Origin of the sequence: Corynebacterium uberis, from assembly GCF_020616335.1 — a bacterium.
Taxonomy (GTDB): Bacteria; Actinomycetota; Actinomycetes; order Mycobacteriales; family Mycobacteriaceae; genus Corynebacterium; species Corynebacterium uberis.
Window position 1 is genome coordinate 1,263,864 of the sequence record NZ_CP085051.1, and the last position, 23,829, is coordinate 1,287,692.

The window sequence follows — 23,829 nt, forward strand, 5'->3', positions numbered from 1 at the left end:
GCGCTGCTAGAGTTGCCCAGTGTGAGCAGTTCTCAGGCCCCCCGTCAGCAGCGGCGCGCTAGTGCGGCCCTGGTCCTCATTTGTGCGGCCGCACTTACCGCCTGCCAGGCCCAGCGCGACGATTCCCTCGACCCAGACATGGGCAACGCCACGCCGGCGGCCTCCCCGGCGCAACCCGCCCACCCCACCGGCTCCACGGTGGCGCTGCCGGCGGGATTTGATCATGTCACGGACATGGAGACCAGCGGAAACGGTTCCATCGCCGTGCGCTCCGGGGAGCGGTTGGCCGTCGGATCCGTGAAGCAATTCCGTGAGCGCACCCCAGCGGTCATTGATGTGCCCGGCCACTGCGGGGACCTGACGGCCACCGCAGATTCCTTTGTGCTGGCGTGCGGCGAAGAGGTCTGGGTGCTGCCAGCGGACCACCCGAAGGACGTGGATAAGAAGCAACTGGGCGACGGCGAGCGCGCAACCGTGGCCGCCCAGTTGAGCAGCGGCGAGCTAGTCACTGGCGACGCCGAGGATGGGCGCCTCCTCGTCCACACCCCCGGCGAGACCACCCGGTCCATCTCCGTCGACGAGGGGACCTCGCAGTTGGTTGCGGTGCCCGCCACCGGCCAGCGCGACGCGGTGGTGCGCGCGTGCAACGCGGACACCACCGTTCAAGACATCGACCTTGACCACGATCGCCAGGGCGGTCGCCTGCGCGTCGGCCTCGGCTTAGGCCAGGTCAGCGTCGGGGCCGAGGGTATTTTGCTGGCCTCCGACACCACCGGTTCCCAGCTGGCCGTCTACACCACCAACGACGACGTCATCCGGCTGCATCAGACCCTGCCCGTAGACGCCTCGCCGTGGGCCGTCGCCTGGGACCAGCACGCACACCTGGCGTGGGTCGCCTCCACGGCCACCAACACGGCCACGGGATATGACATCTCCCAAGGTCAACCCGTACGCAAGGCGAAGGTTGCCACGCTGGCTAACGCGACCTCCATGGTTGCGCTTCCCGATGGCTCCCTCGTCCTCGCCTCGCACAGCGAACCGACCCTGCAAATCACTGACAAGGCGGCGGAGAAGGACTCCGCCGCACACAAGTAGTTTCACCACGACCCTGCGGGGCGCGGCCCCGCCCTCAAGAAGTAGAGTCCACAGGTATGGGATCACTGCGTCAGAGCGCCTACCAGCTTGCCCTTAAAGCCATGTTCCGCATCGACCCGGAGCGCATCCACGGGATGATCAACGATGCGTTGGGATTGTGCCAGTTCTTCGGGCCGGTCAACCGAATGATGGGACACATCTTCCCGGTCAAGGACGACATCTTGACCCACACCGTCTTTGGTGTGGAATTCCCCCGCCCCCTCGGCCTGGCAGCCGGTTTTGATAAGGCCGCCAACTCCCCTGACGTATGGACCCCGCTGGGATTCGGGTACGCCGAGGTAGGAACCGTCACCGCCTCACCCCAGCCGGGAAACCCGCAGCCGCGACTCTTCCGGCTGAAAAAAGACCGCGGCATCCTCAACCGCATGGGCTTTAACAACCCCGGAGCCGCCCAGGTGGCCTCCAACATGGCGCGGCGGCACTCCCGCGACGTCGTGGGCATCAACATTGGCAAGACCAAGGTGGTCCCGCTTGAGGATGCCGTAGCCGATTACCGCCGTTCCGCCAGCCTGCTGGAGTACCACGCCTCCTTCCTCGTGGTCAACGTCTCCTCCCCGAACACCCCGGGCCTGCGCGACCTCCAGGCCGTCGAATCCTTGCGGCCCATCCTGCAAGCAGTCCAGGGCGAGACCACCAAACCCGTGCTGGTCAAGATCGCCCCCGACCTCAGCGATGCCGACATCGATGCCGTCGCCGACCTCGCGGTCGAGCTCGGGCTCGCCGGAATCGTGGCAACCAACACCACCATCTCCCGCGAAGGCTTAGCCACCAACGCCGCAGCCGTGGCAGACATGGGTGCCGGCGGAGTATCCGGTCCCCCCGTTGCCGCCCGCTCCTTAGAGGTGCTCCACCGGCTTTACGGCCGGGTCGGAGGCAAGCTGGCGCTCGTCTCCGTGGGCGGCATTGAGACCGCGGAACAAGCCTGGGAGCGCATCGCCGCCGGTGCCGACCTGCTCCAGGGATACACCGCGCTGATCTACTACGGGCCGGACTGGATCCGGGACATCCACCGCGGGCTGGCAGACCAGCTGCGCGCCCAAGGCATGTCCAACATTAAAGAGGCGGTCGGCTGCGGCCGCCCGTGGATCGCCTCCTAGTCGGCGGTCGAGTTAGGTCGTTTCAAACCAGCCCCACAACACGCCGCGGCCCAGCGTGTGGAAATACAGGTTAAAGCCCAGCGTGGCGGGGCTGGCATCGGGATCAATATCGAGCTCGTCTACGTCCAGGGCGTGCACGGCAAAAAGATAGCGGTGCGGGCCGTGCCCCTGGGGCGGCTGGGGGCCGTAGTAGGTGCGCTGCCCGCTATCGCCGCGAAGCGAGACGATTCGTGCTGCGGCGTCCCCGGCGGCGTCGGCAAGCACCTCCAACCCTGGCGTCTCCCCCGCCCCCGTGGGCAGCGCGGTGACGGACGCCGGAATGTTGAACACCGCCCAGTGCCAAAAGCCCGAACCCGTGGGCGCGTCCGGATCGAAGCACGTTACCGCCAGGGAGCGGGTGCCTTCTGGAAGGTCGGACCACGCCAGCTGCGGCGACGTGTTCGACGGCGCGGCCTGGGCTGGTGAAATTGCGGCGCCATCGTCAAGGTCTGTTGAGGTCACCGGAAATTCCGGGTGGGAGCCCAAGGGGGCGTACGGGTCGGGCCCGGGAAAGCGCTCGGCGTTGCTGTCTGATGCGTAGGAATAGCTCATAGCCTCGTTTCTACCTGTTTTCTGCGGCCCGCGTGGGCGCCGGACGGTGTCCGCGATCCCGGACCGCACCCATTGACATGCCCAACATCCCAGACCGGTGCTCGCGCCGGCGGGAGCGCCGCGGCATTCTCACCGCAGGGAAGGCACCTGAGCAGCGCCCGGATACCGGGTGGCCTGGCGATTTGTCTCCGACAGCCGCCAAAGGCTAATCTATGTCAGGTCGCTCACCGGAAACGGTGCAGGTCACCTTGCCCGGGTGGCGGAATGGCAGACGCGCTAGCTTGAGGTGCTAGTGTCCTATTAACGGACGTGGGGGTTCAAGTCCCCCTCCGGGCACCACGATCAACCGCTTCCGGTACACAACCGGGGGCGGTTTTTGTGCATCCTGTGAACACGTGGCTCAGCCGGGGCAGGACGGGGCGCAGATTGGTAGCAGACTACTATTGATCCCATGACGGTGACCATCAGAAGATACCGCGACGCAGACCTCGACCCCGCCATGGAACTATTGGCCGCGGCCTTCGAATCAGACCCCTCTTTCGCCCGAATGCAGCGGCTGACCACCACGGATTCCCAAAAAGACGCACTGCTGGACCTTTTTCGCGCCCAAATTAGCAAGCAGTACGCCCCGGCCGGGCTCATTGACATCGCAGAATCGGACGTCACCGACGGCATCGTTGGGGTAGCCCTGTGGGATCCTCCGCAAGGAGGCCCCAGCCTGCGCCACGAAATCGCCTCCCTGCCGGACCTCGCCCGCATCTTCGGGGCCAACCTGCCCCGTAAGCTCCTGCGTGACCGCGAGGGCGCCTCCTATCACCCACGTTTCCCACACTGGTACCTCTACGTTCTGGCCGTCTCTCCCCGCGCCCAGGGCCAGGGAGTCGGCTCAACACTGCTCAACCACGGCATCGACAGGGCCGGCGATGAGGCGATCTATTTGGAAGCCTCCACGCCGCGATCAGCTGCGCTCTACCAACGGTTAGGTCTGGTCCCCCTGGGTGAGATCCCGGCGCACGGTCCAGGCCCTTGTGAGCGCGCCATGTGGAAGCCGCCGGTCCTTCCCGGGCAGGATTAAGTGCGCCCAGCAGTCCCCGATACCTTCGAAGCCGCCGGGGGCATCGGTGGCTTCCTGCGGGACCTTGTCGCCGACGCCTGGCATGCAGTGCGCCAGTGGTCCTGGCCGCGCAAGGCAGCTGTGGCGTGCGGATGCCTCCTTTTTGCCGCAATAGCCTTATGGGCCGACGTGCCACCCCTGTCCACCCTGCGCGAATGGGCGCAGGGGCTAGGCGGCTGGTTCCCCCTCGCCTACTGGGCGGCTTATGTGCTGGTGACCCAGTTTCCGGTGCCGCGCACAGTGTTGACGCTCAGTGCGGGCATCCTCTTTGGGCCAGCGGTAGGCATTGCCATTGCGCTCACAGCCACGGTTGTCTCCGCGGTGGTGTCCTTGCTTGTGGTGCGCCATTTTCTGGGCGCCTGGATGGCGCCCCGGCTGCGCCACCCCGCGGTCTCCTCTATTACCCACCGCCTCGAGCAGCGAGGCTGGTTGGCGGTGGGCTCGCTGCGCATGATCGCCGGGGTACCTTTCTGCGTGCTCAATTACGCCTGCGCCCTATCGCCGGTGGCGGTGGCCCCCTTCGCCGTGGCTACCTTCGTTGGCTCTGCTCCAGGATCGATTGCCACGGTATTGCTGGGCGACACGCTGACTGGTCATGCGAATCCGGCGATCATTGCGGTCACGGTGGTCTTGGCCCTCCTGGGCGTCAGCGGGCTGGTGCTGGATCACCGCCTGCCCATCAAGCCGGGAAGCACAGAGTCCGGCCGAGAATAAGACCCGAAAGTCAAGCCTGAAAGGTAGACGCGAGGGGTAGACTGGGCAGCTACATGGTCAGCCAGTGGGAAAGCTGAGGATTGCGGCCCATGATGATTCTCTACGCCCGGTATCGCGGCGATACTCGTCAGCGTGCCCAGCTGGTGCGCGCCTCAGCACAGGCGCTGAGCAAGCTGGAAGGAATCGGCCCGTTCGAGGTCACCGGCGTTGAGGAAATCCGCGCCCAGGCCCACACCCCGGAAGGCTTGTGCGACGCAGTCATGGCCTTGCTTGCCGATGGACAATGGGCGCTGGGGCTGGTCCTCGGGGTTGATGCGCAGCCACAGGTCACCCAAGACCGGCGTGCGGGGCACCCAGGCTTTCCACGCGGATACAGCCCGACCATGTGTCCGATCGCCGCGCGCGCCCGGCCCGGCAGCGTTGCCGTGCGCGTGGGCGCCCGCCGCGACGCGCGCAGCCATGAGGTCAATATTGCCGGCGCGTTGACGCTGCTCCACCACGTGTTTTCCCGGCGCACCGTCGAAGGCCGGGAGGCTACTGCCCTGGTGCGGGCTGGGCTGACGCAGTCGGAGGCAGCAGCCGAACTCGGGGTGAGCAAGCAGGCGATTTCGCAGCGCCTCCAGGCTGCCGGCTGGACGGCGGAAAAGGCTGGATGGGCGCTGGCAGTCAACTTGCTCAGCGCGGCCGTCACCAGCCCCGCTGGAGCACTCGCCCCCGCCCAAGAGTGAGCGTCAGGCACACCGACGCACTGCCCTCTCCAAAAAACACCCAACCGCGGCCGGTAGGAAATCTCTCCCACCTGCCGCGGCTGAATTCTTCGGGACGCTAGGACTGCTCCGTATCCGCGCGCACGGCGGTAGCAGAATCCGGCTCGGGGCTTGGCTGCTGGTCCTGGCCAGGTGCGGCAGTCGCGGCGGTAATGGACGCCGGTGCTTCCTGCTCAGTCACTGCGGGCGCTGCGGGCGCTGCTGGCGCGGCAGCTGCTGCGGCCTGGGGTGCCGGTTCGCGCCGCTCCCGCGGGGTGACGGGCTCGGCGACCGCCGGGTCGACTGGCTTGTTGGCCACCGCGTTGGCGGCGGCAACTGCGGCAGCGATTTCCGGGTCTGACTCGGTGGAGAACCACTCGTCGGTGTTGTCGGAGGCGGCCATCTCCTTGGTGTCTTCATCGACGTCCTGGGCCTCATAGCGGAAGACGCCCTTGTCGTCCTGGTGTCCAAGGGCCCGGGCGAATTGTTCGAGGGAGTCGCCGAACTGGGAGGGGATCATCCACATGGTCGATGCCTTGCCCTCGGCCATCTTGGGCAGCTTGTCCAAGTATTGGTAGGCCAGCAATTCGGGGGTGGGCTTGGAGGACTTGATCGCGGCGTTGACCTTTTGGATGGCCCGGGCCTCGCCTTGGGCCTCCAGGTAGCGGGCGGCGCGGCGGCCTTCCGCTCGCAGGATTTCTGCTTGGCGTTCGGCCTCGGCGGCGAGGATGGCGGCGTGCTTTTCACCTTCGGCAGCAAGGATGCGCGCCTGCTTTTCGCCCTCGGCGGTCTTGATGTCAGCCTCGCGTTGGCCCTCGGCGGCCAGGATGGTGGCCCGCTTTTCGCGGTCGGCCTTCATCTGCTTTTCCATGGACTGCTGGATGGACGGCGGCGGGTCGATTGCCTTGAGTTCTACGCGGCTGATGCGCAGGCCCCATTTGGTGGTGGCTGCGTCGAGTTCGCCGCGCAGGCGGCGGTTGATCACTTCGCGGGAGGTGAGGGTTTCTTCCAGGGTCATGCCACCGACGACGTCGCGCAGCGTTGCCACGGAGATTTGTTCCACACCCACGATGTAGTTGTCTACTCCGTAGATTGCGCGGGCGGGGTCGTTGATTTGGAAGGTGACCACGGTGTCAATGGCCACGGTGAGGTTGTCTTCGGTGATGACTGCTTGCGGCGGGAAGGACACCACGCGTTCGCGGGTGTCAATGCGTGCGCGCACGCGGTCGATGAAGGGGACGAGGAGCGTGATTCCCCCTGATACGGTGCGCGTATAGCGTCCGAGCCGCTCGATGACGGCAGCTTCTCCTTGTGGGATCAGGGCGATCGATTTGATGACGATGAGTGCTATGACAACCACCAGGAGCACTGTGGTGAGCAGGCCCGGGGTGAGAAATTCCATTAGCTTTCCTTCCAGATGACTGCTGTGGATCCGTCAATGTGGACAACCGGGACCTGCTCACCGACCTCAAAGGAATGGCCGTCGATCATGCTTCGTGCCGACCACACGGTGCCGTCAAGGCGGACTTGACCGCCGGTGCCGTCGACACGCTCGAGGACGGAGGCCTTCGCGCCAACGAGGGCTGCCGGGGAGGTATCTAGCACCAGCGGTGCCTGCATGCGTCGACGCAAAACGGGGCGCAGGAAGACGATAAGCCCCGCCGAGGCGAGGGCGAATACGGCCACGCTGGCCAGCGTCGGGGCCCCCAGCTGGGCCGCTATGGCCGCGCAAGCAGCCCCGCCGGCGAGCATGAGCAGAGTAAATTCCCCCGCCGCTAACTCACAGGCGGCCAGGACCAATGCGGCGATGAACCAGACGAGAGCTTCCACGCTCCCCAACGTACCGTACGCGCGAGCTAGCAGAGGTCCTCCTTGCTCAGCTCGGGGGTGGTGACAAAGTCCACGAGGCGTTCGACGGCTCCGATCAGGCTGGAATCAAGATCGCGGAATGAGCGCACGGCGTTAAACACGCGATTCCACCCTTCCTGGGGGTCTGACCAGCCCAGACGCTGACACACGCCGGTCTTCCAATCCTCGCCGCGGGGAACCTCGGGCCACGCGCGGATGCCCAGTCGCTCGGGTTTCACCGCCGCCCAGATATCGATGTACGGGTGCCCGGTAACAAGGACATCAGGGCCGACCGCAGCCGTGAGCCGGGTTTCCTTGGATCCGGCGACCAGGTGGTCGGCCAGGACGCCTACCCGCCTGCCCGGTTCCGGGCGAAACTCAGCCAGGCGTTCCGGCAGGTTGTCCAGCCCCTCAAGGTATTCCACCACCACCCCTTCGACGCGCAGGTCATGGCCCCACACCCGCTCGACGATGGCGGCATCATGGATACCCTCCACCCAGATCCGCGAGGGAGCGGCAACCTTGGCCTGAACATTGGCCACGCGCCGGGATCCGCTGTTGGAATGCTGCGGGGGGCGCGGGGCATCAGCCACGTAGCGCGTCAAGGTCACTGGCTTGCCTTCGAAGAGAAATGCGCCGTTGCGGAGGTGGAACAGGTGCTGCGCGCCGTGGCGATCTTCGAGGCGGACGAAGTCACCGTCGTAGGTGCGTTCACAGCCGATGACGGCGCCGACGTATCCCGTGGCGCGCACCTCAACGACCATGCCCGGCTTCGCCGGCAGCGAGGGGTAGACGCGCGGGCGTTTCCGCGCATGCCCGGCAAAGATGTCTCCGGCATAAGGATCGTGTGCAACCATGGCCCCAGAGCTTAGTAGGCGCCGTGTCAGCGGCTAGCATGGTGCGGTCATGGATGTGCAAACCCAAGTGTGGAGCCCGCTGCAGGATTGGGCGCTGTGGATCAACGCCTGGCTGGAAGGATCGGTGTCTACCGATGCGCTTCTCGACGCCTTCTCCCCCGACGCCGCCACACACCGGTACGCGGGCGCGCCCATCATCGAGCTACTTGGGGTGCTGCGGGCGCTGCCGGGGGCGTCGGCACGCAGCGGTCCGGGAGTATTGCTCACCCTGGCCGGACCGGGTGACCCTGCCGCGCTGCCTGCCGGCAGTCCGGCGGCGCGCCAGGCTAGTGCTGCAGGCAGCCTCGGCGGGGCGATCCTCGTTGCGGGAGGGGGAGGCTGGACGGCGCTGGTTGTCACGCGCTCCGATGCGACGCTGGAGTGGAATGCCTACGAGCTCGCGGCGCCTTTTGTTCCCCCCGCACCGCTGGCCCCCGGGCAGGCTGATCTCGCGCTTGCTGCTGCGACGCGGGAGGCGGCGAGCGCCATCACCGCGGCGCACCCCCAGCCCGGCGCCTCACCGCTGCCGGATCCGCGCCTGACGGTGGGGACGCTGCGTGATCATTATGATTCCATCGGCCTGCCGCCGGGCACGCCGACGCGCAGCGCGCGGCTGATCGCCCGCGCAGATCAGGTGGCCGCCATCGTGGAGGCAGTACTGGAGCGCGCCGGGGAGCACGGCTTCGATCCCCACCTGTTGGCCCTGACCCGCCATATCCGGGCGGCGCGGGAGTCGGCCGTCGCCTACGCGGTGGCTACCGGACGGTAGCGGCTGCGCTGCGGATCGCTGCAGGGCTCTCCGTTGATGGACGCGCCGGTGACGGTGACCTCCCCCGCGCTTTCTAGCGGCGCATCCTTGGTCCACTCGTCGATGAGGTCGACGACCATGCCCGCAAATTCCGGGGTGGAGCCGATGGTGCTCGCCCGAACCATGGTCATGCCGCGCTCGTCGACTGCCTCGCGCAGCTCCGTATCCAGGTCCCAGACCACTTCCATGTGATCGGAGATGAAGCCCACCGGGAACACCACGATCGCGTTGACGCCCTGCTTATCGTGCAGGTCAACAACGTGATCCACCACGTCCGGCTCGAGCCACGGGGTGCGCGGGTTGCCGGAGCGCGATTGCCACACAACATCCCACTGCTCGACCCCGGCGCTCGTGGCGATAAGGCGTGCGGCCTCCTTGACCTGGCGCGAATACAGCTGGGGGTCCTCCGGGCCGCCGGCGGCGTTATCCGCGGCGAGCGGGACGGAGTGCGCGGTGAAGATGACGCGTGCGTCCTTGGGGGCCTCTTCGCGGGCACGGCGCACGGAGGCGGCGCTTTCGGCGATGACGCGCGGGTGGTCATAGAACTGGCGCAGCTTGGTGAACTCGATATCCGGAAGCCCCTTGGAGGCAAGGTGATCGCGCATCCGGATAATGTCCTCGTTGTATTGGTCGGTTCCGGAGTATCCGGCCCACGCCGAGGTGGCAAAGACGAGGACGCGGCGCACGCCGTCGGCGGCCATCTGCTCGGCGGCTTCCTGCGCAAAGGGGTGCCAATTGCGGTTGCCAAAGTAGACGGGCAGCGTCTCGCCGCGCCGTGACAACTCCGCCTCCACATTGGCAATGAGTTCCCGGTTGAGCCTATTGAGTGGGCTGACTCCGCCGAAGTGGAAGTAGTGTTCGCCGACCACCCGCAGCCGCTCGCGGGGGATGCCGCGGCCTTGGGTGACGTTCTCTAGAAAAGGAATAACCTCGTCTTCGCCTTCGGGGCCGCCGAAGGACAAGACGAGGAGCGCATCATAGTGCTGGGGTGCGTCAGTCATGGGCATGACTTTACGACTTTCGTTCGACTATGAGCAAAAGGTGGAGCCCGTGAAAGTGGGCTCCACCAGCGGCAATTAGAGCAGCCTCACCACATAAGGGCTCATTCCGGACCAGCGCACCGGGGAGATTTGCACGTAGGATCCCGATTGCGGGGCCTCCACCATGGTGCCATCGCCAAGGTAAATTGCCACGTGCTGATTGCCGGACGGACCATAGAAGATCAGGTCACCGCGCTGCATCTGGCTGGGATCCAACTGCGTACCGCGCTGGTACTGGTACCCGGAGTAGTGCGGCAGGGAAATGCCCACCCCGGCGAACGCATAGACCACCAGGCCAGAGCAGTCGAAGCCCACCTTGTTGTAGTCACCATAGGAGTCCGCGACTCCCCCATCCCGGATGCCCAGGCTGGGGCCCGTGGCGGTGCCGCCGCCCCAGGCATAGGGCACGCCGATCTGCGAGGTCGCGCGCGCGATGACCGTTTCCACCAGCTCCGAGCGCGCCCCGCTGACCACGGCACTGGAGCCCTGCCCTGCGGCATCGCTTCCCGACGCCGCCGAGCCGCTCGATCCCTGCGCCTCTGCGGGTGCGGCCTCCTGCTCGGTGGTCTCCTCAGCCGCATCGGTGCCCTGCTGGTCCTGCGTGCCGGAAGACGAACCCACGCCCGTGCCTGTGGTGCCGGTTTCCTCCGTGGCGTCCTGAGCGCCCGGGTTTTGCAGCTCTGCCACCGGGCCGGCAGCCGCATCCTCCGAGGTGGGGTACGGGCTATCCAACTCGGTGTGCGTCGGCTGGGTGGCCTCAACGCGCTGGGCTTCCTTGGCGGCGGCTGCCTGCTTCGCCTTATCAATAAGGTCCTGCTGACGAGCCTTCTCTTCCGCCTCCGCCCGCGCACGAGCGGCCTCTTCCTTTTCCTTCTGCGCCCGTGCGCGCGCTGCCTCATCGGCGCGTCGCTCCGCCTCCGCGGCCCGCTCGGCGGCTTCCTTCTCCGCCTTGCGCTGAGCCTCCGCCTCCGCCTGATAGCGGTTGTACTCCTCGCGCTGAGTCAGCAGACCCTCCGCGTGGGACTTGGCAGAATCTAGTCGCCGCTGAGCGTTTTCCTGGTCGGAAACCAATTGGTCCCGCTGCGCGGCCGCGGAGTCGAGCTTTGCCGTGTTGTTCTCGATCGCCTGGCGGGCGGCATCCTGGGCGCTTTGCGCCTCGGATTCCCGCAGTTCTGCAACGTTTCGGGCCTCGCGCAGCCGCGACTCGTTGTTCGCCTTTTTCGTCCGAGCGCGATCCAAGTCCTCAATGGCGGCGCGCTGTTTCTCTGCGTTTGTGCGCAAGAAGGTGGACCGGTCGAGGGCCTCCCGCGACGTCGACTCCCCGGCCAGTGCCGTCATCGGCGACGATGCCCCGCGCCGGTAGGTAGTCCGGGAGATCTCATCGAGTCGACGCTGGGCGTCTTCCAGCTCACTTTGGGTGCCGTCTAGCTCGCGCTTGGCGGCCGCGGCGTCCTGGCGTGCACGTTCCGCAATGGACTGCGCATCGTGCAGGTCAACCAGGGACTTGTTGACCTCTTCGCGCAACGCGCCCATGTCGAGCTCAATGCGCGCGATCTCCTCCTGGGCCTGCGTCACCTTGCCAGCCAGACCGGCGACGTCATTGGCACCGGTAGTCAGCGCCGCGCGCGCGTTTTCCAGGTCAGCGTCGCTGGGGTTGGTCGGTTCCGCCACCGCCGGGGGAACGGTCATGAGCGTGGCAGCGCAAACGAGTGCCGCCACGCTGGTGCGAGTCACCGCCCGCAGGCAGCGATAAGGCGTCGGTTTTCCGGTGCGAACCACGGGCTTCTCCTGTTGCCCTGAGCAGGCGCATGCCAACCCCGGGGCTGTCTTGGTCGATCCATTGAACACGTAGGGATGACTCGCGGGCCGCTGCGCGGCGCCGCTGCACCAGCACAACCGGGCAGCATCGCCTGCGGCATGGCGGGTTGATCGCAGTTACCCAAGCACGCTTCCCCACGTGCCCACACGGATCCGCGACCTCACCGCGTCTAGGCCAAAGCCTTGACTGCGGCGTTCGCCGTGCCCGACGATCCCGTTTCCGGGACCCCGGTTGTGACAAGTCGGTACAGATGTGACGAACATCGACCCGCGAGTCATTACCAAAACAATAGGGCACAGCAGGCTAAGCGCGCCACGTCAGGAACATATTTTTCATGAATCCCACCCCTCACACCAGCCCCAGCGGGCTGCTTACCCCCTCCTGCCTGGCCTTTTAATGTAACGCTAGACCAGTGTGACGCTCATCACTCTTGCGGTGTACCCCCTGGCGTGTCTGCCAATTCCTACCCGGCCTCCCCTACCGCCTCCTAGTCAAGGGTATTGGCCTGACCCACGTGCCGCTTGCCCATCCAGACCCCCAGGCCGACGACACAGGCCAGGGCTAGACACACCACCACCGCGATGAGCGTCCACTGGGGGGAGGTGGTATCCATCGCATGGGCAAACTCACGCAACCCCGTGGCGTAGTTGGGGTCCAGAAGATGCTGTTGCGCCGCCTCTATCGCATCGCGGGTATACACCTGACTGACCGCCCCTGAGGCATGGGGGGCGCGTACCACCACCGTGTCCAAGCCCGTTGTGTCCTGGAGCACCTGCGCAATATCGCGCAGGTCCGCGGGCTGTTGCGGCGTGGTGTCCACCGCGACGAACCCCAGGGAACCGTGCGTGACTGACTGTGCGTAACTCTGGGCGTCGATAAGCTCCCCGCGCCACGCGGGGTCGAGGGAGCCCTGCCCGATGATCCCCACTCGTGACCGCTCGAGTTCGGCGGTCACGCTGGCTAGGTCTTCTGTGCTCACGTTGGAGGGGATCACGGCGCAACGAGCTCCTTGTTTACTCGGTATCTCGATCTCAGTAACGAAGGGAACTCGGACAGCCGCACCCCGTGGTGGGCTATGAGCTCTCCGGCGGCATTACTACGGCATTTATCGGGAATATCCGGGGTCCCGTTAGCGTCCATTGTGCACCAGTGTTGGGCTCCCCCCACACGGGGGGTGGGAAAAGAAAAGTCTGGCGAAGATTCTGAAACAGAACGCCCGTACTGTTAAGATCAGAGCCAAGACGCGGGTCCGGTACCTCAACGACGGGTAAACTAGGGCTGGACCTCGCGTAATGCCGGACTCCGGCTCCGGCGACGAGGACACCCCCACCATTGCCCGTTAGGAAGTGGAGCTCACTGTGGTTGAAAGTAAGAACTCCTTTGACGCCAAGCGAAAGCTCACGGTCGGCGAAAAGGAATACGACTATTTCGCGCTCGATGCTGTCGAAGGTATGGATAAACTACCTTACTCGTTGAAAGTGCTCGGAGAAAACCTCCTGCGCACCGAGGACGGCAAAAACGTCACCGAAGAACACATCAAGGCAATCGCCGGGTGGGACCCACACGCCGAACCTTCCATTGAGATCCAGTTCACCCCCGCCCGCGTCCTCATGCAGGACTTCACCGGCGTGCCCTGTGTGGTGGACCTGGCGACCATGCGCGAGGCCGTGTCCACCCTCGGCGGCAACCCTGACCAGGTCAACCCCCTCAACCCCGCCGAGATGGTCATCGACCACTCCGTCATCGTCGAGGCCTTCGGCGGGCCGGAGGCATTGGCCAAGAACGTAGAAATTGAATACCAGCGCAATGAAGAGCGCTACCAGTTCTTGCGCTGGGGTTCAGAGAACTTCTCTAACTTCCGCGTGGTTCCCCCGGGAACCGGCATCGTCCACCAGGTCAACATCGAGCACCTGTCGCGCGTTGTCTTTGACAATGAGGGCCTGGCGTACCCGGATACCTGCATTGGCACGGACTCCCACACCACCATGGAAAACGGCCTGGGAATCCTCGGCTGGGGCGTCGGCGGCATCGAGGCAGAAGCCGCCATGCTTGGCCAGCCGGTGTCCATGCTCATTCCGAAGGTTGTGGGCTTCAAGCTCACCGGTGAGATCCCCGTGGGTGTGACGGCTACCGACGTCGTCCTCACCATCACCGAGATGCTGCGCGAGCACGGCGTGGTGCAGAAGTTCGTGGAGTTCTACGGCAACGGCGTCAAGTCCGTTCCGCTGGCCAACCGGGCGACCATCGGCAACATGTCCCCCGAGTTCGGCTCCACCTGCGCCATCTTCCCCATCGACGAAGAAACCGTGAACTACCTGCGCCTGACCGGACGCCCGGAGGAGCAGATCGCCCGCGTGGAGGCCTACGCCAAGGCGCAGGGCATGTGGCTGGAAATGGACGCCCCGGAGGCGGAGTACTCCGAGTACCTGGAGCTCGACCTGTCCACCGTGGTGCCCTCCATCGCCGGGCCGAAGCGCCCGCAGGACCGCATCCTGCTGTCCGACGCCAAGGAAACCTTCCGCAAGCAGCTGGGCGATTTCACCGACGACCCCATCTGCGAGGACGACTCCCCGGCCGGCAACGCCATGGAATCCGAGGGCGAAGTCGACGACACGGATACCGAGTCCGAGGATCTGGCAACCCCCGGCTACAACTCCTCGGCCGCCGGCCATGGCGAGTCCGCGGCCGCCGGCGCCAAGGGCCGCCAGTCCAAGCCCGTGCTCGTCCACTCCCCCAACGGCGGCAGCTACACCCTCGACCACGGCATGGTGGCCATCGCCTCCATCACCTCTTGCACCAACACCTCCAACCCCTCGGTCATGGTGGGTGCGGGCCTCATCGCCCGCAAGGCACACGCCCGCGGGTTGACCTCCAAGCCCTGGGTCAAGACCATCTGTGCGCCTGGCTCCCAGGTGGTTGACGGCTACTTCAAGCGCGCGGACCTGTGGAAGGACCTGGAAGCGCTGGGCTTCTACCTGTCCGGCTTCGGGTGCACCTCGTGCATCGGCAACTCCGGCCCCCTGCCGGACGAAGTCTCCGCGGCGATCAACGATAACGATCTCACCGCCACCGCCGTCCTGTCCGGCAACCGCAACTTTGAAGGCCGCATCTCCCCCGACGTGAAGATGAACTACCTGGCCTCCCCCATCATGGTCATCGCCTACGCCCTCGCCGGCACCATGGACTTTGACTTTGACACCCAGCCCCTGGGCCAGGACCCGGATGGCACTGACGTCTACCTCAAGGACATCTGGCCCTCCACCCAGGAGATCGAGGACACCATCGCCGAGGCGATTAGCCGCGAGCTCTACGTAGAGGACTACGCGGACGTGTTCAAGGGCGACGAGCAGTGGCAGAACCTCGACGTCCCCAAGGTCAAGACCTTCGTCTGGGATGAGGACTCCACCTACATCCGTAAGGCCCCGTACTTAGACGGCATGCTTGTCGAACCGGAGCCCGTCGAGGACATCCACGGCGCACGCGTCTTGGCCAAGCTGGGCGACTCGGTCACCACTGACCACATCTCCCCGGCGTCCGCCATCAAGCCCGGTACCCCCGCGGCGCAATACCTGGACGCCCACGGTGTTCAGCGCCAGGACTACAACTCCCTGGGCTCTCGGCGCGGCAACCACGAGGTCATGATGCGCGGCACTTTTGCCAACATCCGCCTGCAGAATCAGCTGGTTGATGTCCAAGGCGGCTACACCCGCGACTTCACCCAGGAAGGCGGCCCGCAGGAGTTCATCTTCGACGCCTGCCAGAACTACGCCAAGGCGGGCATCCCGCTGGTAGTCATCGCGGGCAAGGAGTACGGAACCGGATCCTCGCGTGACTGGGCGGCAAAGGGCACCAACCTGCTTGGTGTGCGCGCCGTGATCACCGAGTCCTTCGAGCGTATCCACCGCTCGAACCTCATCGGCATGGGCGTCATCCCGCTGCAATTCCCGCAGGGTGAGTCCCACGAGTCCTTAGGTCTTGACGGCACGGAGACCTTTGATATTGAGGGCATCACCGCCCTCAATGATGAGTCCGCCGGTATTCCTAAGACCGTCCATGTCACGGCCACCAAGGAAGACGGCCAGACCGTCGAGTTCGATGCCACCGTGCGCATCGATACCCCCGGTGAGGCGGATTACTACCGCCACGGCGGCATCCTGCAGTACGTGCTGCGCCACATGGCGCAGTCCGAAAACTAGCCGCACTGCCGCACCCCACGCCCCTGGAGCCAGCGGAAACCTTTTCCTCACGCTCCGGGGGCCTTGTGCCCCATTAGTCCCCTGCCTGCCCCCTGTTTTGGATTGGACGTGAAAACGCGTGCCCGTTGTCAGCGAAGCCGAGCTTGCCAAGCGCCGCCACGAGATCATCGAGGGCGCTCGCCGCTGCTTTGGCCGCCACGGTTATGAAGGTGCCACGGTCCGGTTGCTTGAGGAAGAAACCGGAAAGTCCCGCGGAGCGATCTTCCACCACTTCGGCGACAAGGAAAGCCTCTTCCTTGCCATCGCGCGCGAGGACGCGGTCCGGCAGGCAGACGTTGTTGCCCGCGACGGGCTGGTGGAGGTCATGCGCGACATCCTCTCCCACCCCGAACGCCACGACTGGCTGGCCACCCGGCTTGAGATCACCCGGATGGTGCGCACGGACTCGAGCTTCCGCTCACGTTGGCGCCAGCACCAGGAGGTCCTTGACGACGCCGTCCGCGACCGCCTGCGCCGCAACGCTCAGGCCGACCGCATGCGCACCGACGTCCCGGTAGAAACCCTCATGATCTACTTAGAGACCGTCATGGACGGGCTGATCTCCCGGGTGGCCGCGGGCCTGCCGCTGGACTCCATGGCCGGGGTGTTGGACCTGGTTGAGGCTTCTGTACGCAAAAGTGGCTAATCCCCTGCACCGGAAATAGACCGCTTAGTTCACTCGCGGCGCGGTGGTGTACTAGACTGTCACGCTATGTCGAAGTTCCTCCTGCTCTCCCCACGCCGTGGGGCGGCCGTCGCCGCCGCCGAATACCGGGATTTCCTCCAGGCCTCCCAGCTTGCCCCGGAACAGCTAGAGCAGCGCATGTTCGACACCGCGGATGCCCAGGTTGGGTCCACCGCGGGTGTCACCGGGATCTTCGTTGGGGGCAGTTCGTTGAACATGACCGCGCCGGCGCGTGATGAGTGGCACCGACGGGTCGTCGATAAGCTCTCTGAACTCCCCCACCAGCCGCTACCGTGCCTCTTTGTTTGCTTCGGGGCGGGACTGATCGCCGAGTCTTTCGGCGGCGCGGTGGGCAACACGCACCCGGAAAAGAGTGGCGAAACCATCGTTGAGCTCACCGCGGACGGGGCGCAGGACGAGCTTTTTGGGCGATTGCCCGCCCGCTTCAGCGCGCTGACGGGACACACCGAGAACGTCACCCGCATCCCGGAGGGTGCAACGCTGCTGGCCTCCGGGCCCACCTGCCCGGTGCAGGCCTACCGCCTGGGTACGCATACCTGGGCCACCCAGTTCCATGCGGAAATGGACCCCTTGGGCATGGCCACCCGGATGGGCTTTTACCGCAACCACGGCTATTTTGATGACGCGGATTTTGATGACATCGTCACCGAATTGCAGGCGGTGGATACCACGTGGTCCAATGCCGTGCTGCGCGGCTTTGTGGATATGTGTGATAAGCGGGCGGGGCAGCTCAGCGCCTAGACGGGCACTCCGCCCACAGGGGTAATGCTGCCTGGGCAAAAGCACCCCGGGGAGGGGTCGGGCGGACTACGATGGATCGGCATGTATGCCGTTATGACCGTCACCGGTGCGGACCACACCGGGATTATCGCCGCAGTGACCGCTAAACTTGCGGAACTAGACATTAATATTCTCGACGTCTCCCAGACCATCATGGACAAGTGGTTCACCATGATCCTGCGCGTCGAGCTACCGGAGTCCTCCAGCGACGTTCCCGCCGTGCAGGAGGCGATGACCGAGGTGGAAAAGGTCCAACACCTCACCATCAGGATCCAGTCCGAGGCCCTGTTCACCGCGGTCAACGAGGTCTAGACAATGGCATTGAGCATCAACGCCGGGCGGATCCTGGACACCATCGACATGGTGGAGAAGTACCGTCTGGACATCCGCACCGTAACCATGGGCATTTCCCTGCTGGGCTGCATCCGCTCCACCATGGAAGACACCTGCACCGCCATTTATGACAAGGTCACCACACAGGCTGGTCGCCTCGTCGAGGTGTGCCAGGGCATCGAGAAGGAGCTGGGGGTGCCCATCGTCAACAAGCGCATCTCGGTGACGCCGATCGCCCTGGTCGCCTCTGGTCTCGACGGTAACCCCGCCCTCCTGGCTGCCGCGCTGGATCGCGCCGCCAAGGAGGTGGGCGTCAACTTCATCGGCGGCTATAGCGCGCTGGTGGAAAAGGGCGCGACCACCGGCGACCGCCGCCTGCTGGCCTCCATCCCGGAGGCGCTGTCCACCACGGACGTGGTCTGTTCCTCAGTCAACATCGCCTCCTCCCGGGCGGGCATCAACATGGATGCCGTGGCCGCGATGGGCAGGATTGTGCGCGAGGCGGCCGAAAAGACCGCGGAGCGCGACGCCATCGCCTGCGCCAAGCTGGTGGTCTTTGCCAACGCCGTCGGCGATAACCCCTTCATGGCCGGCGCCTTCCACGGGGTCGAGGAGCCGGACTGCGTGGTCTCCGTCGGGGTGTCCGGCCCCGGCGTGGTCGACCGCGCCCTGGGCAGCCTCGAGGGCGCGAGCCTAGATCAGGTTGCCGAGGCCATCAAGAAGGCCGCCTTCAAGGTCACCCGCACCGGCCAGCTCGTGGGCACCATGGCAGCCGAGCGCCTCGGCGTACCGTTCGGCATCGTCGATCTCTCCCTGGCACCGACCGCCGAGCTGGGCGATTCCGTGGCTCATATCCTGGAGCACATGGGCTTAAAGCAGGTGGGCACGCACGGCACCACAGCCGCGCTGGCTCTGCTTAACGACGCCGTGAAGAAGGGCGGCATGATGGCCTGCTCCCGCGTCGGCGGGCTTTCCGGATCCTTCATCCCAGTATCCGAGGACCGCGGAATGATCGACGCCGTGCGCGCCGGATCCATCAGCGTGGACAAGCTGGAGGCCATGACCTCCATCTGCTCCGTTGGGCTGGATATGATCGCCATTCCCGGCGATACCACCGCGGAAACGATCTCTGCCATCATCGCGGATGAGGCTGCCATCGGAGTGATGAACCATAAGACCACCGCCGTGCGCGTTATCCCGGTTCCGGGGACGCGCGCTGGCGACGAGGTCAACTTTGGTGGACTGTTGGGCTACGCTCCGGTCATTGACGTCAACACCGTCGATTCCAACGAGTTCATTCACCGCGGCGGGTTCATCCCCGCCCCAGTCCACGGGTTCCGAAACTAAAAGCACCCCCGCGTCCCTGCTCGTTCCCGCCGACCGCCAGTGGCGGCCGGCTCGGGCCATTAGTCAGAGAAGGGTGCGGGGGTGGCTTGTGTGCCGTGGCCTGCCTTAGACGGACGGCTGCGGCAGCAGGCGCGGGACAACCTTGCCGGCATCATTGCGCGGCATCTCTTTGATCCGGCAGATGAAGTCCGGCACGTTGTGCTCGGCGAGGTTGGTGCGGATGAGCTCGCGCACGGCGTCGTCGTCAAGCTTGGCGCCCTCCTCATTATCGGCGACAACAATGTAGGCGTCCACGCGGGCCACGATGTCTTGGCGCACGCCGCGCACGTAGGCGTCACGCACGCCGGGCTGGCGCAGCAGGAAGTCCTCAAGCTCCCGGGGGTAGACGTTTTCTCCACCCTTGATCACCATGTCATCGGAGCGACCATGCACGTGCAGGAAGCCCTGCGCGTCCATGTGTCCGAGGTCCCCCGTGCCTAGCATGGCGTCATGCACGCTGACTTTGTCGCGTGCGGACAGGTAGCCAACCATGGTTTCGGCGTTGCAGCTGTAGATCTTGCCGATCTCCCCCACTGCTGCTTCGGTGCCGTCATCGCGCACGATGGCCATGCGCACCCCGGGCGCAATCGTGCCGGCGCGGGAAGGATCCTCAAATAGCTCCGGCCCGCTGGCGGTGGCCACCGGCCCGTGCTCGGTGGACCCGTAGAAGTTGCACACAATCTGGCCAAAACGCTCGGATAGTCCGCGCACCAGGATCGGCGGGATGGCGTTGCCAGACGAGGCGATGAATTCTAGGTGGATGCGTTGCTTATACTCGACGGATAGCTGGTCATATTCCTTCTGGAAGTCCCGTAGGAAGACCGCCGAGGATAGGACCCCGCACACGTTGTAGTCGATGCAGTCACGCACCGCCTGGCGCGGATCAAACTCCCGGCGGAGCACCATCGTAGACTTGGTGGCCAGCGCGACGTTGAGGTTCATCCACCCCCACGCGTGGAAGAGGGAGCAGGTCAGCTGCACGGTGCCGGCCTTGCGCCACGGAATCTTGGGCAGCACAGACCCCAAGACAGCGGGGCTCTTAGGAATAGCTCGCACCACGCCCTTGGGCACCCCGGTGGTTCCGGAGGACATGATGATCAGCGGCGCGGGGGCAGCCCGGAACTTCAGCTTCGGGCGTCCGGCGGAGCGATTGATCTCATCCTGGAAGGCGTACACGTTGTCCGGGTACTCCTCCGACGTGCGGCCCTCAGTGCCGTAGGCGGCGATGATCGGCGTTTCGTCGACTTCCAGTTGGATGGCGTATTCGCCATCCGCCACGACAACGGTGGCACCGTACTCCAGGATGATGCGCGACATCTGCGCTGGAGAGGAGGCCGGGTTGATGATCATCGGGGTGGCGCCCAGGTACGCACAGGAAATCAGGCACATCGGAACCACGCGGGAGTTGCGGGCGATGACGGCCACCTGGCTGCCTTCCTCAACGCCGAGGTGCTGCAGGGTCTCGGTAAACCTGAGGGCTTGATCGCGCAGCTCACCATAGGTCAGCTCCCCCATGTCATCGATGATCGCGCGGTGGTTCGAGTCCAGGTGGGCGGCGGCCTCCATGAGCGCGGCCGGAGAGAAGTGCCAGCGCAGGACGCTTGTTGCCAACTTAGCCACGCCGGCTGGTCCCCGCGAGGACAGGATTCCTGCCTTGAGGACCCAAGGGGTGCTATCAGCTAAGGAACGGATTTGACGGATGACAGATACCCGGGCGCCGACGGAGCGTTCTACCAGGTCTTCCGGTTTTAACAAGATGTAACCTCTGTGTGCGACGTGGTGATGGAGTTATGCTGCGGAAATGATCTCGGCGACGCGACCTTTTCCAAGATCAGTCATATGCACCGGCAGGTTCCGCGGCTGGCCCAGATCGATGAGCGCGCCGAACCACCGCTGCCCGTCGGGGGCGCACATGCCGTGACCCATGCTCGGCCCGCGCAGGTCGACGTAGGCAACCCCGGAGCGGGCGGCGGCGTCGCGAAGCATGTTCTCCGCGATGTTCTCCCAGTCGGTGACCTGGCGCAGGTTCTCCAACGAGTGAATGTTGTTGCCCAGCTGGATCATGCAGACGCCAAAGTTGTCAGAGATAGAGGGGTAGCCCACCACCTTGATGGCGGCGTTGGGGGCGGCCTGCCGGATGCGGTTGATTTCGGGGACGACGGTGTCCACGTAGCGGCCGTGGATGGACTCCGGGGACTGCCCGGCGAACAGGTTGCCGTAGATGTCATTGAATCCGGTCTGGATGATGACCTCTCGGGTGGCCCCGTCGAGCGCGCCGTCACGCAGTGCGTCATCGATCTGGGTGCGCAGGAGCTTTCCGCCAGAGAAAGCAGAAGCGCCAGGGCACGAGTAATCGTGGGGCTCCATTCCGCGGGCAGCGGCGGTCTGCTTGACGGTGCCAAAGGCGTCCGTAGCGCAGTTGTTGGCGATGTTGGGGTTGGGCACGGCGCCGGGCAGCGGCGCAACCTTGGACATCAAGAAGTCATTGATGGCCGGGTTGGCCAAGACGGAGTCCCCGAAGCCAACGAGCGCGTTCGGCGCCGCTCCCGCGATGGGGGCGGCGATGATTCCGGCGGATAGCGCCAAGCTCGCTAGGCCTGCTGCTGTGCGGGAGCACAGGGAACGAATCGACATATTTTCTTCTCTCTCCTTGGCTGCTGGACGGCTGCCCACGACCGAAACCAATGTGACAAATGGGACTGATGTTACTGAATACTACTCGTGATCTACAGTGTAGAGTCAAGTAGTTTCGCCTGGCAAAGCTCTTGCTCACACAAAGATACGCCTGGGTAACCCAACGAGGTCGCCGGGACCTAATCCTCGAAAAACTCGAGTCACACCAGGCGCCACCCGCACGGCACCACGCAGACCGCACCCCTATGGACCCAGTCCAAGGCGAGTGTGGAATCTTTGGCACGCCGGGCGTACGAACGCGGTCAATTTATCACGTCTTGACGCATTCACCATTTTCATCGCAGTCGCCGGAGACAACGTTACATTCTGGTAACGGCGCCCCCGCCCGCGTACTGACGCCCGTCCCGCCGCACGCGCTGCCACACAAGCCCGCCCACACGTGTGCACCCCAAGGCTGCTTCGCACACTCTGCCACGGTGCCTTCTCGCCGCCTTTTCTGGGCCCGCCGTCCCCCGGCATCTCCCGGGGGCGTGGGCGTCCTGAACTGCCCCACCGCCCCCGGTGTTCCCACCCCGCCAGACCGGTGCCATCCATCCGCTCGCATTATTTTCATTCACGGGCTGACCTGGGCTAACACTGGGAAGAGCAGCGCGGGGCTGGTGGCCTATTGGGGCCCTCGTTTAGCCTCATGAACACCTATTCAGAGCGGCCGAGAGACCCGGATCAGCGACGCCGCAGCAACCCCCAGAGCCCTGGAAGGGTGCTACAGCCGGGTTCAATAGGAAGAACTGTGTCCACCGCACATCTGTACGCCGGGTACCGTCCCGGCCGTCCCACGGATACCCCCACGGTGTCCTTCGAACTCTATCCACCCCGCAACCCCTCACGAACCTCCGGAGTGTGGGCTGGCATTGAGAGGTTGATCACTGCCGCCCCCAACTTTGTCTCCGTGACGTACGGGGCCGCCGGCGCCGCCACGGACACCCGCGATCGCTCTGTTCAGGTTTTGCTCAATGTGGTTGACCGCCACCCCGGGCTGCCCGCCGTGGCGCACCTGACCTGCCTGGGGTCAACGCGCTCAGAGCTGTCCATGATCGTTCGGCTTCTCTTGCGCGCCGGCATCCGAGATTTCCTCGCGCTGCGCGGGGACCCGCCAGCTGGTGGGAACCCGGACCCGTCCTTCCGCCCTGCGGAGCATGATCGGTTGTCCCGGGCAGTCGAGCTTGTGGAACTCATCCGGCAGGTCGCCGCAGAAGAGCTGCCGGATGGCGTAGGAACCGGGCCCAATGGTTCGGGCGCGGCCAGCGCCCCGTGCCCCCAGGACTACGTGTCCATCGCCGTGGCCGCCTACCCGGCGGCTACCAGCCAGGGGCGCGCCAATGATATTGCCGCGCTGCTGGAAAAGGAGCGCGCGGGGGCTGACTACGCCATCTCCCAGGTCTTCTACGACGCCGCCGGCTATGCCTCCTTGGTCCGCGAGTTGGCCATGTCCGGCTCCCGGCTGCCCATCATCCCGGGCATCCTGCCCCTGCACGATGTACGGCGTTTGGAGGCCATGGAACGGCTGGCTGGCATCGCCATCCCCGCGCGGCTGCGCCAGATGTATGAGGAGGCGACCTCTCCGCGGCAGCTGGCCAGCGCCGCGCTGGGAGAAACCATGCGCCTGATTACCGCCACGCTTGACGCCGGCGCACCCGGGATCCACCTCTATACCTTCAACCGACCGCGGCCCACCTTGGACCTGCTGGACTACCTGGCCGCCGCAGGCTACCTGCATCCGCGCCTGGGCACCCCGCTGCCGGTCGATCACGAGGCTGACCCGGAGCTGGTGGCGTTGGCGCTGCATCGACTCACCCCCAGCGCGTAGCTGTCGGCTCCATCACCCCCCTAGCTCATACCGCACATATCTTTTCCGCTATCTCAAGGA

21 protein-coding genes, 1 tRNA gene and 1 riboswitch are annotated in these 23,829 nt (G+C 65.2%); of the genes, 13 read left to right on the plus strand and 9 right to left on the minus strand.

Going from position 1 to position 23,829, the window contains the following annotated elements:
* Positions 1 to 21 precede the first annotated feature (21 nt).
* On the plus strand, positions 22 to 1,095 hold the full coding sequence (locus LH390_RS05885) for a YncE family protein (RefSeq protein WP_227282183.1): 1,074 nt from the start codon (positions 22 to 24) through the stop codon (positions 1,093 to 1,095).
* A gap of 56 nt (positions 1,096 to 1,151) precedes the next feature.
* The gene (locus LH390_RS05890) at positions 1,152 to 2,252 is read left to right on the plus strand and encodes a quinone-dependent dihydroorotate dehydrogenase (protein ID WP_227288295.1); all 1,101 of its coding nucleotides are present in this window, start codon (positions 1,152 to 1,154) and stop codon (positions 2,250 to 2,252) included.
* 12 nt (positions 2,253 to 2,264) lie between these two features.
* On the opposite strand, the gene LH390_RS05895 is transcribed toward LH390_RS05890, so the two are convergent.
* On the minus strand, positions 2,265 to 2,843 hold the full coding sequence (locus LH390_RS05895; protein ID WP_227282181.1) for a YbhB/YbcL family Raf kinase inhibitor-like protein: 579 nt from the start codon (positions 2,841 to 2,843) through the stop codon (positions 2,265 to 2,267).
* Between the two features lie 250 nt (positions 2,844 to 3,093).
* Here LH390_RS05895 and LH390_RS05900 point away from each other — a divergent pair.
* From LH390_RS05900 to LH390_RS05915, 4 genes are all read left to right on the plus strand, one after another.
* A tRNA-Leu gene (locus tag LH390_RS05900) sits at positions 3,094 to 3,182 on the plus strand.
* Positions 3,183 to 3,294: 112 nt separating this feature from the next.
* Positions 3,295 to 3,918, plus strand: a complete 624-nt coding sequence (locus tag LH390_RS05905; protein WP_227282180.1) for a GNAT family N-acetyltransferase — start codon at positions 3,295 to 3,297, stop codon at positions 3,916 to 3,918.
* A complete protein-coding gene (locus tag LH390_RS05910; RefSeq protein WP_227282179.1) occupies positions 3,919 to 4,671 on the plus strand; it encodes a TVP38/TMEM64 family protein in 753 nt (250 codons plus the stop codon).
* 89 nt (positions 4,672 to 4,760) lie between these two features.
* Positions 4,761 to 5,399, plus strand: a complete 639-nt coding sequence (locus tag LH390_RS05915) for a MarR family transcriptional regulator (protein ID WP_227282178.1) — start codon at positions 4,761 to 4,763, stop codon at positions 5,397 to 5,399.
* A 97-nt stretch (positions 5,400 to 5,496) separates the two neighbouring features.
* On the opposite strand, the gene LH390_RS05920 is transcribed toward LH390_RS05915, so the two are convergent.
* From LH390_RS05920 to LH390_RS05930, 3 genes are read right to left on the minus strand one after another with little or no spacing between them, the layout of a single operon-like run.
* On the minus strand, positions 5,497 to 6,819 hold the full coding sequence (locus LH390_RS05920; protein WP_227282177.1) for an SPFH domain-containing protein: 1,323 nt from the start codon (positions 6,817 to 6,819) through the stop codon (positions 5,497 to 5,499).
* Positions 6,819 to 7,247 (minus strand): NfeD family protein, encoded by a 429-nt coding sequence (locus LH390_RS05925; RefSeq protein ID WP_227282176.1) that lies wholly within the window; start codon positions 7,245 to 7,247, stop codon positions 6,819 to 6,821. The genes LH390_RS05920 and LH390_RS05925 overlap by 1 nt, the downstream gene beginning before the upstream one ends.
* A gap of 26 nt (positions 7,248 to 7,273) precedes the next feature.
* On the minus strand, positions 7,274 to 8,122 hold the full coding sequence (locus tag LH390_RS05930; protein WP_227282175.1) for a DUF3097 domain-containing protein: 849 nt from the start codon (positions 8,120 to 8,122) through the stop codon (positions 7,274 to 7,276).
* 49 nt (positions 8,123 to 8,171) lie between these two features.
* Here LH390_RS05930 and LH390_RS05935 point away from each other — a divergent pair, with 49 nt between their 5' ends.
* Positions 8,172 to 8,930 carry a hypothetical protein gene (locus LH390_RS05935; protein ID WP_227282174.1) on the plus strand — a complete coding sequence of 253 codons (759 nt, stop codon included), beginning with the start codon at positions 8,172 to 8,174 and terminating at the stop codon, positions 8,928 to 8,930.
* On the opposite strand, the gene LH390_RS05940 is transcribed toward LH390_RS05935, so the two are convergent.
* From LH390_RS05940 to LH390_RS05950, 3 genes are all read right to left on the minus strand, one after another.
* Positions 8,906 to 9,970 carry a ferrochelatase gene (locus LH390_RS05940; protein ID WP_227282173.1) on the minus strand — a complete coding sequence of 355 codons (1,065 nt, stop codon included), beginning with the start codon at positions 9,968 to 9,970 and terminating at the stop codon, positions 8,906 to 8,908. The two genes, LH390_RS05935 and LH390_RS05940, sit on opposite strands and share 25 nt — an antisense overlap.
* A 75-nt stretch (positions 9,971 to 10,045) precedes the next feature.
* Positions 10,046 to 11,743, minus strand: a complete 1,698-nt coding sequence (locus LH390_RS05945) for a DIP1281 family NlpC/P60 protein (protein ID WP_227282172.1) — start codon at positions 11,741 to 11,743, stop codon at positions 10,046 to 10,048.
* Positions 11,744 to 12,315: 572 nt separating this feature from the next.
* Positions 12,316 to 12,822 carry an Rv1476 family membrane protein gene (locus LH390_RS05950; protein ID WP_227282171.1) on the minus strand — a complete coding sequence of 169 codons (507 nt, stop codon included), beginning with the start codon at positions 12,820 to 12,822 and terminating at the stop codon, positions 12,316 to 12,318.
* 364 nt (positions 12,823 to 13,186) lie between these two features.
* Here LH390_RS05950 and can point away from each other — a divergent pair, with 364 nt between their 5' ends.
* The 5 genes from can (at position 13,187) to LH390_RS05975 (ending at position 19,229) form a co-directional block, all read left to right on the plus strand.
* Positions 13,187 to 16,024, plus strand: a complete 2,838-nt coding sequence (can, locus tag LH390_RS05955) for an aconitate hydratase (protein ID WP_227282170.1) — start codon at positions 13,187 to 13,189, stop codon at positions 16,022 to 16,024.
* Positions 16,025 to 16,142: 118 nt separating this feature from the next.
* Positions 16,143 to 16,709 carry a TetR/AcrR family transcriptional regulator gene (locus LH390_RS05960; RefSeq protein WP_227282169.1) on the plus strand — a complete coding sequence of 189 codons (567 nt, stop codon included), beginning with the start codon at positions 16,143 to 16,145 and terminating at the stop codon, positions 16,707 to 16,709.
* Between the two features lie 66 nt (positions 16,710 to 16,775).
* On the plus strand, positions 16,776 to 17,510 hold the full coding sequence (locus LH390_RS05965; RefSeq protein WP_227282168.1) for a glutamine amidotransferase: 735 nt from the start codon (positions 16,776 to 16,778) through the stop codon (positions 17,508 to 17,510).
* 81 nt (positions 17,511 to 17,591) lie between these two features.
* On the plus strand, positions 17,592 to 17,861 hold the full coding sequence (locus LH390_RS05970) for an ACT domain-containing protein (protein ID WP_227282167.1): 270 nt from the start codon (positions 17,592 to 17,594) through the stop codon (positions 17,859 to 17,861).
* A gap of 3 nt (positions 17,862 to 17,864) precedes the next feature.
* Positions 17,865 to 19,229, plus strand: a complete 1,365-nt coding sequence (locus LH390_RS05975; RefSeq protein ID WP_227282166.1) for a PFL family protein — start codon at positions 17,865 to 17,867, stop codon at positions 19,227 to 19,229.
* 105 nt (positions 19,230 to 19,334) lie between these two features.
* Here the strand turns inward: LH390_RS05975 and LH390_RS05980 are convergent, their stop codons facing one another.
* Together LH390_RS05980 and LH390_RS05985 are read right to left on the minus strand one after the other, a co-directional pair.
* Positions 19,335 to 20,888: an AMP-binding protein gene (locus LH390_RS05980; protein WP_227282165.1), complete on the minus strand. Its 1,554-nt coding sequence runs from the start codon at positions 20,886 to 20,888 to the stop codon at positions 19,335 to 19,337.
* A gap of 168 nt (positions 20,889 to 21,056) precedes the next feature.
* On the minus strand, positions 21,057 to 21,902 hold the full coding sequence (locus tag LH390_RS05985) for a GDSL-type esterase/lipase family protein (RefSeq protein ID WP_227282164.1): 846 nt from the start codon (positions 21,900 to 21,902) through the stop codon (positions 21,057 to 21,059).
* 693 nt (positions 21,903 to 22,595) lie between these two features.
* Positions 22,596 to 22,687: riboswitch (SAM riboswitch) on the plus strand.
* A gap of 5 nt (positions 22,688 to 22,692) precedes the next feature.
* Between LH390_RS05985 and LH390_RS05990 the strand changes: the two genes are divergently transcribed.
* Positions 22,693 to 23,769, plus strand: a complete 1,077-nt coding sequence (locus LH390_RS05990; protein WP_227282163.1) for a methylenetetrahydrofolate reductase — start codon at positions 22,693 to 22,695, stop codon at positions 23,767 to 23,769.
* The last annotated feature ends 60 nt before the right edge of the window (positions 23,770 to 23,829 follow it).